The organism is Bradyrhizobium sp. (genome assembly GCF_022844465.1).
Taxonomy (GTDB): domain Bacteria; phylum Pseudomonadota; class Alphaproteobacteria; order Rhizobiales; family Xanthobacteraceae; genus Bradyrhizobium.
Genome location: NZ_JALHLP010000017.1, coordinates 69,336 through 79,510, shown reverse-complemented (window position 1 = coordinate 79,510; position 10,175 = coordinate 69,336). Strand labels below are relative to the sequence as shown.

At 60.8% G+C, this 10,175-nt stretch carries 10 protein-coding genes and 1 pseudogene; 1 reads left to right on the top strand and 10 read right to left on the bottom strand.

The window, feature by feature from the left end; all coding sequences use genetic code 11:
• Positions 1–1,024 (bottom strand): IS21 family transposase (gene istA, locus Q0D31_RS20415; RefSeq protein WP_291855153.1); only part of this gene is annotated, 1,024 nt, incomplete at its 3' end.
• A gap of 110 nt (positions 1,025–1,134) precedes the next feature.
• Positions 1,135–1,425 (bottom strand): annotated as a pseudogene (locus tag Q0D31_RS20410) (helix-turn-helix domain-containing protein); the annotation flags it as partial.
• Between the two features lie 38 nt (positions 1,426–1,463).
• Between Q0D31_RS20410 and Q0D31_RS20405 the strand changes: the two are divergent.
• The gene (locus Q0D31_RS20405) at positions 1,464–1,745 is read left to right on the top strand and encodes a MarR family transcriptional regulator (protein WP_291855150.1); all 282 of its coding nucleotides are present in this window, start codon (positions 1,464–1,466) and stop codon (positions 1,743–1,745) included.
• A 45-nt stretch (positions 1,746–1,790) separates the two neighbouring features.
• Here Q0D31_RS20405 and Q0D31_RS20400 read toward each other — a convergent pair whose 3' ends face one another.
• The 8 genes from Q0D31_RS20400 to repA all read right to left on the bottom strand — a co-directional run bounded on the left by Q0D31_RS20400 (position 1,791) and on the right by repA (position 9,972).
• Positions 1,791–2,867: a relaxase/mobilization nuclease domain-containing protein gene (locus Q0D31_RS20400; protein WP_291855146.1), complete on the bottom strand. Its 1,077-nt coding sequence runs from the start codon at positions 2,865–2,867 to the stop codon at positions 1,791–1,793.
• Positions 2,864–3,382, bottom strand: a complete 519-nt coding sequence (mobC, locus tag Q0D31_RS20395) for a plasmid mobilization relaxosome protein MobC (protein WP_291855143.1) — start codon at positions 3,380–3,382, stop codon at positions 2,864–2,866. Before mobC ends, Q0D31_RS20400 begins: the two co-directional genes overlap by 4 nt.
• On the bottom strand, positions 3,373–3,804 hold the full coding sequence (locus Q0D31_RS20390) for a hypothetical protein (RefSeq protein ID WP_291855139.1): 432 nt from the start codon (positions 3,802–3,804) through the stop codon (positions 3,373–3,375). The genes mobC and Q0D31_RS20390 overlap by 10 nt, the downstream gene beginning before the upstream one ends.
• The gene (locus tag Q0D31_RS20385; RefSeq protein ID WP_291855136.1) at positions 3,801–4,787 is read right to left on the bottom strand and encodes a ParB/RepB/Spo0J family partition protein; all 987 of its coding nucleotides are present in this window, start codon (positions 4,785–4,787) and stop codon (positions 3,801–3,803) included. Before Q0D31_RS20385 ends, Q0D31_RS20390 begins: the two co-directional genes overlap by 4 nt.
• Positions 4,765–5,664: a ParA family protein gene (locus Q0D31_RS20380; RefSeq protein WP_291855134.1), complete on the bottom strand. Its 900-nt coding sequence runs from the start codon at positions 5,662–5,664 to the stop codon at positions 4,765–4,767. Before Q0D31_RS20380 ends, Q0D31_RS20385 begins: the two co-directional genes overlap by 23 nt.
• A gap of 594 nt (positions 5,665–6,258) precedes the next feature.
• On the bottom strand, positions 6,259–7,491 hold the full coding sequence (gene repC, locus Q0D31_RS20375) for a plasmid replication protein RepC (protein WP_291855131.1): 1,233 nt from the start codon (positions 7,489–7,491) through the stop codon (positions 6,259–6,261).
• A 262-nt stretch (positions 7,492–7,753) separates the two neighbouring features.
• Positions 7,754–8,770, bottom strand: a complete 1,017-nt coding sequence (gene repB / locus Q0D31_RS20370) for a plasmid partitioning protein RepB (RefSeq protein WP_291855128.1) — start codon at positions 8,768–8,770, stop codon at positions 7,754–7,756.
• A complete protein-coding gene (gene repA / locus Q0D31_RS20365; protein ID WP_291855173.1) occupies positions 8,770–9,972 on the bottom strand; it encodes a plasmid partitioning protein RepA in 1,203 nt (400 codons plus the stop codon). Before repA ends, repB begins: the two co-directional genes overlap by 1 nt.
• Positions 9,973–10,175 lie beyond the last annotated feature (203 nt).

Below are 10,175 nucleotides of genomic sequence, written 5' to 3'. Positions count from 1 at the left end.
GTCCGACTGCGCTGGCTGCGACCGAGTACTTGTTGTTGTCGAAGCGCACCAGGCAGGTCTTCGAGACCGATGCCGGCACCGCGTGGAATCCATCGAACCGTCCAGCATAGGGAACGAGCCTTGGCCGTTCCGCCTCGAACACCTCCCAGACCGTCTGTTCGGCCAGCTCCGGGTGGCGATGGGCTTTGGCGTAGGCGATGCACCTGTCCAACAGCCAGGCGTTCAGCTCGTCCAGGGTTTTGAACCGCAGCCGTGGCGTGAAGAATCGTTCGCGGACCAGCCCGACCTGATTCTCGACCTGGCCCTTCTCCCAGCCCGACGCCGGCGTGCAGGCGACGGGATCGACGAGATAGTGGCTGCACATCTGCAGGAAGCGGCGATTGTAGAGACGCCCTTTGCCGACGAAGATCGTCTCCACGGCGGTCTTCATGTTGTCGTAAATGCCACGCCCACAGGTGCCCTTGAACAGCGCGAACGCCCGGTCGTGGGCATCGAACACCATCTCCTGCGTCTCCCGCGGATAACAACGCACAAACAGCATGCGGCTGTGGCAAAGCCGGACATGGGCAGCCTTCACCATCACCGTCACGCCATTGAGCAGGACGACCTCATGGCTCCAGTCGAACTGATAGGCTTCTCCAGGCGCAAAGCTCAGCGGGACGTAGGCCGCCGCCGTCGACTGCCCGCGCTGCTTGCTCCACCGTCTGGCGTAGCGCCGCACAGCATCGTAGCCGCCGTCATAACCACGCCCGCGCAGATCTTCAAAGATCCGGATTAATGTCAGCTGCTCACGAGCAGACTTGGCCGCATTCGCCACCAGCAAGCCGTCGAGTTCGGTTGCCCATCGTCCCAGCTTCGGTCGTGGCTGGACAACACGCTCGTACTCGAACGAGGTCTCTCCCGACCTCAGCACCTTCCGGACCGTGTTTCGCGACACCTTCAGGTCACGGGCGATCTCCTTGATCGTCTTGCCCTTGATGAAGTGCTCACGCCGGATCCGGGCAATCGTCTCCACGATCAGCATCCCCGACCACCTGCTTTGTTACAAAGCAGGCAGCGCAACAGACCAACCTGTAGGGGGTCAATTTTGGACGCCGATCCCCCGGCTTAGGGGGTCAATATTGCAGGCCGAATGACAAGCAGGGCCTCCTGCTTGCCGGTCAGCTTGCGCTCTGCGCCGGGACGCGGCTCCTCGCTCAAGGCCCGCTCCAGATTACCCTCCACAAAGCGGCGCTTGGTCCGGCTGACGGTGGAGAGGCTGACACTCACGGTCCGGGCAATCTCCTCGTCGCGGCAGCACCTATCGGCCGCCAACAAAATCTGCGCCCGCTTGAGCTTGCGGGCGGCGTGTTTGCCGCCGCCGAGCATCGCCGTCAGTTCATCGCGCTCGGCTTGGCTCAATTCGACCCGATAACGTACATTCATGCTTTGCCTCCTTGTCGGAGGCCGGGACGAATCCAACGATGAGTCAAAAATCAGGCGCGCGCTTCACCGAGAAGCAGGGGCATTACCTCGCTTTCATCCATACCTATTCCTACATGTTCGGACAGCCGCCCGCCGAAGCCGACATTCAGCGCCATTTCCGCGTCAGTCCGCCGTCAGTCCACCAGATGATCGTCACCCTCGAACGAAACGGCTTCATTCGCCGTCAGCCCGGCGTTCCCCGAAGCATCGAAATCCTCGTGCCGACCGAAAGCTTGCCGATCCTCGAATGGCTCGGTATCAAAACGTCAAAATCACTGTGATGAACCACTAGCTCGATGAATATCTAGCCCAAACCTGCGGGTTCGCTATCTGGTCGGCCCTTCGTCTCGCGTGTCACCACGCAGGTCGGCGTCGACACCCTGCTCCGCGCCTCGGCGCCGGCTATTGGCAAGCTCCGAAAGCTCGTTCTTTAGCGTGTGCCGGCGCGTTTCGACATTAGGCATGTCGTTGACGAATTGCCTGATCTGACGCGCGAGCGCGTTATCAGCCACCGCTCCAGAGCGCTGTAGCTCGGCGGCATAGTCAAGGTATCGCCGCCGGATCGCGTCCTGACGTGACTTAATCTGTTCGTCCCAAGGGTGTTTGGCAGTCCTGCCGCCCCTCACCTCCGAAAGCACCTCCTCACGGGCGAGCCGATCGACATCGGGCGTGATCTTTCGCTTGCGCAAGGCTAGCACCGCCCCGCGATCGGCCTTTCGAACCCGTCCGCGGGTTCGCCGCGGCGTTGCCTCCGCCGCGATTCCGCGAAGCCGGAGTTCGCCTGCAAATCGTTCGCGCCAGGCCTGAAGATCAGCCTTGCGCGGGTTGAGGCGCTTGCCGTTATGGCCCAGGGACCGAACGGTCAAGTGCACGTGGGGATGCTTGTCGTCGAGGTGCTGGACAAAGACGTAGTCGTGATTGTGACCGAAGGTCTCGATCGCAAATGCCCGCGCCGAATCCTTGACTGCGATGGCATCGGTACCAGCCGGCATCGACAGAATGATGTTGATCGAAAGCGATCCATCGCCGCGGCGCTTGTCATCGAGACCCGCATCATCCTCCCAGCGTTGCTGCAGGTCTTTCAATCCGGAACGACCCGTCAGCGCCGCGCCCTGCTCTGTTTCCGCATCAAGCTTACCGTTACGCGTGATGTATGCCAGGTGCGACTTGAGATGCTCCACGCCCTTTGTGCGACCGGTGATCTTGACCATCACCTCTGGTGCTCGGCGCACGATGCGTTCGAGCTTTGCACGCATCGCCGGCGTTAGGCGGCCCGGAACGGCCGGGTCGGGAATATCCCACTCGGCCCGCCGTGGGCGCCGATTGGGCGTTTCCCAGACATAAGAGATCGGCGGAAGCTCTGAGGCCAGGCCGGTCGGCCGCGGCGAGTAGCGTCGACTCATCGCCGTCCGTCCCAATAATCCGCGTTGCCGTGCAGTGCATTACGTAGTTGCGCGAGCTCTATTTCGACCACCAATTTGGCCTCTTGAATTGCGGACAGATCGGGCTCAACCGCCCTGCCCTGCAGCACACTGGTGTTTGCGGCGCGCGCGATCTGGTTGATGTTACCGCCGATCCGGTTGAGCTCGCGAACGATTGCGCGAAGCGCGGCATGCTCGTCGGGGGAATGCTGCACTGGAGACCCCAATCGCGAGCGCACCAGCGCCACGATCCAGCCGGTTCGCGTCATGCCACGCTGATGTGAAACTTCCGCGAGCTGCCGCATCTCGCTCTCACGAAATCGCACGGTCACCTTCTCCGGCCGTCCGACCGGCAGCGTCAAGATGCGCCGCGCTGGTGCACCTAGTGCGTCAGCAATAAGACGCCGCAGCAGCGCGGATTTGCCGCCCTGGGTCGCTGCGAGAACTGAGAACTCCGCCGCGACTTCGTCGGAGACGCGAAGCGAGATCAGAGCCATGCACTCCAATCCCAATCGCGATGTAATACATCGCTGGCGCGAAGCCTATCCTGCACTAGAAAGAGAAAAAACGTACCTCTCGGTGTTGGTTTAAACCAATACTCTTTGTGTTCATGGCTCGCCACGGCGAAGCGCTCGACGGGCCCTGCCCTCTCTGCCAAATTCCGCCCGCGGTCCCTCTTTGACCAGGTAGCCATCGCGATCACCGATCCGCCGGCAGCAAAGGAAACGAAGGCACTAACTGACGTCGGCGATGTGGACCGCGACTTTCCAGCAGCCTGCGGCCTCTCTACAGCGCTATGGGGAGCGCGTTCGGCCTTCGGCTGCTGCGCTAACGCGCCATCCTTCGGATGGGAAAGTCGCTCCGTCGCCACACGCCGGTAGTCTGTCTCTGCGGCCGCGAAGGTGTCGAACGAGTTCATCTCGACAAGATCTCCTCGATCGTGAGTGCCGACGTCGGAACCTCTTCTGCGTGGTCCGAACCATCGACCAACACCACAGCATGACGGGAGCCTTGCGTCGCAAGCCGATCAACAACGAGCTGTCCGGCCCGGTTCTGATACCGAACCCTGATTGCCAGCGATGCTGCCGACGTCGCTTGTGAAGCGAGGCGAGTTTTTGGCGGTTGACCATCGGTTGCTGCCTCCCTGCCTTTCGCAGCGGCGCGTGGCAGATCTGCTTCCGGCAGGTGATCGCATCTTTCGGATCGGGGTGGTCCAGCAGGCGATTGGTCCTCGGCATTGGCGCGGTCGGCCGCAGCGCGTACGTCCCGGGCCAGTTGCCGAGCCTGCGCGTCGCTGAAGCTGTCCTGCGTCGCACACAGCCGTTCGATCTCGTTCGGACGCGTGCGCCAGGCCTGGTAGAGTTCATACAGTGCGCGGATCGAACTTCCCTCAAGTCTCGCTCGGAGGAATTCCGGCATGCCTTGAACCGACGCGTAGCGCGACACCCAGTCTCTTGGCTTGCCTAGTTTGCGCGAGATATCCGCTTGGGTATCGCCAGCGCCTAACCGGTCCGCGATGAACGTCGCGATCTCGGACGCGCGCAAATCATCGCGCTGAATATTCTCGATCATCTGCGCGTATCGATCCGGCAAACCTACCTCTTGAACGAATGCGGGCATTTCGCGCAGCCCTGCGCGCTGCGCAGCTCGGTACCGGCGCGCACCCATGACGATGACGTATCGTCCAACCTCATTGGAACGGCGAAGCATGATGGGTTGCAGCACGCCATGTTCGCCAATCGATTGTGAAAGCTCCTCCAGTTCCTGTTCGCTGAAGTTGCGGCGTGGCTGATCGGGGTCTTCGTCAATGCAGTCGACCGCGACCACGAGCGGCCGCCCGCTTGCTGCGTTAGGGTTTGCAGCAGCGTCGACGAGTTCCTTAAAGCTGAGATCGAGCGTCACTAGTCGTCTCCTGATCGAGCAGTTCTGCGATCTTGGCGAGAACCGCGCGGATTTCTCGACCCGCTTCTTGCGCCGATCGGCGTTTCAAGCTCCAGACCGGCACGCGCTCAGCCACGGCTTCGGCATAGCCGTCCCTTGCAACAATCTGGCCTGGGAACACGTACTTGCCCGCTTCGCGCAATAACTGCTCCAAATGCGTTCGTTGGCGAGGCGACTTGGTATTGAAGTTCGAAGGCAGCAGGCCGAGAAATGTCGTGTCCTGGCGACCGTACCGTCGTTGAACACCGATCACGGTCTGCATCAGGCCTTTGACGCCTTTTACGGAATAATCTTCCAGGTAAATCGGCGCCAGCACATGGGAGGCGGCGACCAGGCAAGCGACGCTGCGAAGGCCAAGCGAGGGCGGGGTGTCGATCACGCAGATATCGAACCGTTCGGCGGCGTCGGCGAGATTCTGCTGCAGGGTGATGACGGCAGCAGCATTCCCGCGATCGATATCCGTCAGGGAGCTGTCGGCCGGCGCCAGCGTGATACCGTTGTTTTCGCCAGCGACAAACCGGGTCGCCGGCTTGAAGAGATCGGCCGCCGAGGTCGACCCTGTATGCTGCTTGAGCGTGTCTGTCGCGTTGCCCTGCGCATCAACATCGATCATCAGAACCCGGCGACCAGCTTCCGCCATGAACCAGGCCAGATGCACAGCAAGCGTCGTTTTGCCGACGCCGCCTTTTTGATTGTTGATGACGATCGTGTTCAAGGGGTGAACCTTGATGAAACTATCTGCGCCCGTTTCATCGATTTTCCTCCTCCAGCGCGCCGCGCCTACCGGCACGAACTTGATGAAACCGGCCTCCTCATCCGCAGTGTTGGTTTGAACCAACACCCGCTATGGACCAGCGCGTGCCGCACACTCCCGAAAACCGGGCAAAAAATCCCCTGCCAGAAGAGTCAGGTGGCCAAGCCAAACAAAGAAGGCGCTCACTCAAAACCAGTTCGGACCATTGGACAGGCGGCATTGGTGGTGCCGGAAGCTATCGAAACCGGACGTGCGGCCACCCCCTGCCCGTGTTGGTTTAAACCAACACATTCAAAGGCTCAGCCACCTCGCGATGCCGGTATTGGCTGAGACGAACAGAGCCGATGTCCACCGAACGCTGGCAGCGGGCAAGCGCCGTGCGGCATCCCACTCGGAGCCAAATAATTTTGGCGCCGAGGACGCGAGCGCAAGAAATCCCGCTCCGACCCTGTTTCTGGATGAATCCGGCAAGGGATCCTTCTCCAGTGTTGAGACGGGCGCCGACGGCCGTCGGTATCTAAGCCGTGCAACCGAAGCGACGGCTGGAGACGGGGAAGACTTGTGATCATCGCATTCACCCGGCCCCCGTGAGGTCGGCAACGTCGCCTGGAATGCGCCAAACAACCTCGCTTCGCCCGCTCAAGCCGGAACCTGCCACAGCGCCCATCTTCACATCGCTCAAGCCCGTCGCTTTTCGTGAAGCCGAGAATTGATCTGCGACATCAGGATTGGCCCAAGGGAAAATTCCCCGACCTCCGCTTTCCGGGTCAGCCCGCGCAAGTAGCCGCCAGCGGATCTGATCGCGGTGCCACGCTGCAGGATGCATGCGACGACGACCGCCGCTTGCGTTTCGCCCAGGACGGTTTGCGCCGCCTCCCACGCGCTCGGACTGATCCCCAGCATCGATCTCACAACGCCCGCGGTGGCCAGGAAATCGCGCCAGTTCGAAATCCCGCCCTTCGCATAATCGACGATGTCTGGGCATGCACTCAGCACCATTCCCAACGGATACGAACCTTCCGCGACTCGCGATGGTTGAAGTTTTGGCTCAGCTCCCGCCGCCCTGCCTTTTTGGAGGCTAGGTTCAAGATCAATAGGGGCGTCTGTATTTGAATTCTGTATGTGGCGCTCAGACTGGGACTCATTGGCGCTCGGATTCGTGGATTTAATATGTGTTTCCAGAATATTGAGTACGTCGTCCGCAAGTTGCGACAGCTCGTCAGCGATCGGCTCAAGCTGCTCCCGCGTGGCCGTCCTCGGAATCTGGGCTAGCATTGCCCTGAAGGCGGCGTGGACTTCCTGCCAGTCGATCGGCCCCTGCCCTCCCCTGCGCGTCGGGACGCCTTCCTCGATGCCGGTGGCAATCATCTTGGCGATATCGCGCCGGCAAAGCGTGATGCGTTCACGCACCAGTTTGAGCGCGCGCGCCTCTGCTTCGATGTCGGCCGCCAGGTGCTCGAACTCTTCTGAACGCACGACGAGCGGTGACAGATCGAAGCCAAAGGCAAGCTCGATGTCGCCGGCGCGGCCTTTCCGCGCGTAGCGCTTGCCGTTTGGACTATCGCGCCGAATGATCAAGCCGGCGTCGACCAGGACGGCGAGATGCCGGCGCAATGTCGAAGCAGGCATGCCGTGCGCGCGCAACGTCAGCTTGTCGTTGGACGGAAAGACGATCAGGTCGTCCTCCCCAGTCAGGGCCGTCTCCGGATGGAAGGTCAGAAGTGCGTTCAATACGGAAAGCGAGCGCTCGGACACCCCGAGGCGCGGCCGCGCCGTACAGATGGCGTGGAAGATATTCCATTTATGCACGACCTTTTCGGGCGGTCGCGCCGAGGCCCCGATTTGGCTTGCCACATGGGCAAGCGTCAGCGATCGCCGCCCAAAGGGCGTCGTTGGAGAGTGTGACTGCATGTCTTTGCCTCATGCGGGCAAAGAAAATCTGCTCGCCAAAACGGCGCCGTCGCTAAAGACACTTGACTGCGATTCGCGAAAGTGATTCTCTGTCAGTCGCCAAACATGACGAGAGAAGGCTTTCGGACGGAGACGTTTCGGGGGCCTTTTCTTTTTCCGCTATGCTCCTACGGTTAGAGGACGGAAACGCGGGTACGCATCGCGGCGCCCGACCATGAGAGGTCCGGACGGCGCCATATCCAAAGCGGCGAGACGCGCGATGTTATTCATCGGTACGTCCCTCGCGAAAAGCGCGGTAGAGTTCTGGCAGCCGCGAAATCACAAAGTCTCCAAACGCCGGCGCGGCCTTTTCATCGAGCGCGAGCGTGACGTGATCTGCGCGACGTTCAATCTTCACAATTTTCTTTCCGTCGTCATCGGTCCAAGTCGTCGGCCGTGGAGCTTTGGGCTTGCGAGGCGCGAGCGCGGCGAATGCGATCGCGAACCGTTCATCGGAAGTAGCACGCACGAAGCGATCACTAGCCACACTGTCAGCCAATGCCTTTTGGTCGTGGCGACCCACCATCCGCGCTGCCAGCTCCATCCAGCGCCGGCGGCCGGTCTTCGGCGCTGGCCCGATTGCATCGACCAAGCTCCGTGGCAGGGCCCGCGCGACGGTGATGAGGCGCGAGAGTTCTGTCTTGTCGACACTGAGCGCCGCCATGATGATCTCACGCTTGAATCCGCGATCCTCAAGTGCGGCAGCGTAGGTTGCCCGCTCAATGAAGGACAGATCCTCACGCTCGCCATTCTCTTTGCCTTGTGCCACCACCAGGTCTTCGTCGCTGAGGTCACGGACTACCGCCCGCGCGGGATGGCCAAGTTCGGCAAGTGCACGGACGCGACGATGGCCATAGGCGATCTGAAACCGTCCTGGACTGGTCGGATGCGGGCGCAGGAGGACTGGAACCAATTGTCCATTTGCGCGGATGGATTCGACGAGAGCGGGGTGCTTCTCGTCGACGCCCGTCATGCGATCCGGAACGATCGAGGCGTCGATCAATCCTGGATCAATTTCAACGACGGCTTGACCGGTGGAGAGTTGTTCGGTCAGGGCCTTGGCTGCATCGCGCTCCGCGGACAGCATCTCGAGCGAGCGGCTCATGGCGCCGACTGCACCGCGCGATCCCAGTGTTGGTTGGGAAGGTCTCCGATTGTCGCTGGACTCACCTGACGGCTGTTCGTTGACCGCGGTCAACTTGTCGTCCAAGAGGTCAGCAAGCAGGTTTTTGCGACCCATTAGGTCCTCCCCCATGCGGCTTGGATGAGGCTTTGAATTTCGCCATTGACGCTGTCCAGCGATTCCATTGCGCGGTCGTAGGTAGCGCGTGTGAACTGATCGCGGTTGACCTCATAGAGTGTTTGCTTCGTGATGCCGGCGTCGGAGATCGCCGTGCTTTTGAGCATCATATTTGTGACCATGCGATCGCCGAACAGCGAGCGCATGAAGCCGACCATTTGAGCCTGCGGTCCATCACCGGGCTCGTAGCGCGTGACCAGATATCGCATCCAATCGTAATTCATGTTGCCGCCTGCCTTGGCGACGACGGCGAGGAGGTCGGATGTCATGATGAGGAATTGGCACATCGACATGACGTCGAGCATTTGCGGATGCACCGGGATCAGGATCGCGGTTGCCGCGCAGAGCGCGGAGAGCGTGAGAAATCCAAGTTGGGGCGGACAGTCGATCACGACGACGTCGTAACGGTCCTGGACAGTGGCGAGGGCACGGGCAACGCGGGCGAAGAACAGCGGATCACCCGACTGGCGCATAGCTAACGCTTTCGGGGTCTCGTGTTCGAATTCCATCAGTTCGATATTGCCGGGGACGATGTCGAGCCCCGAAAAGTAAGTCTGTCGAATGATCTCGTCCAGCTCACGACGCTCGCTGTCATAGCGGATGGCGCCGTAGAGGGTTCCATTTTCCTCGACGTCAAACTCTGGCTGATAGCCGTGCAGCGCCGAGAGCGAGGCCTGTGGATCGAGATCGACCGCAAGCACCCGATATCCCTGCAGCGTGAGATGTTGAGCGAGATGCGCGGCGGTGGTGGTCTTGCCTGATCCACCCTTGAAATTAACGACGCCGATTACTTGCAACTGTTCGCCTGCGACGCGATGCGGTCGGTATCGTCGCACGCCCTTGCCGGATTCGTCGAGATAAGCCCGAAGGCTCTGAATGTCTTCGAATGTGTACGACCGTCGACCCGATGGACTGGTATCAGGTTCGGGGCCCCTTCCCTCCAGCGACAATTGCCGGAGATAGCCGTCATTGATACCGACGAGTTTAGCGACTTCGCCGGATGTGAACCGGCGTAGGTTTTTGCGGGCTTTTGGCGGGAACAGCTTCATACGATGGGCATGAAGCTTCGCGGAGAGTTCGCGCGCATCGGCCGCGATCGTTTCGTGGATCGTTGGGGGCGCGGCCGACGGGATTGGCGCCATCGCGTGTTGGTCGTTTAGAGCCACGGCTTTCTCGCGTAGTTACGAATTTCGGATGCAGGGCGTGCGCAAAGCGTGGCTAGTACGCCCGATTCTGGGCGATCGCGCAACAATTAAAGGGTTAACGAGTCCTTAACGGTCGCACTGGGTCCCTCCCGGAAAAGTTGACCGCGGTCAACTCCACGGAGATCCACCGTGCGCCTGGT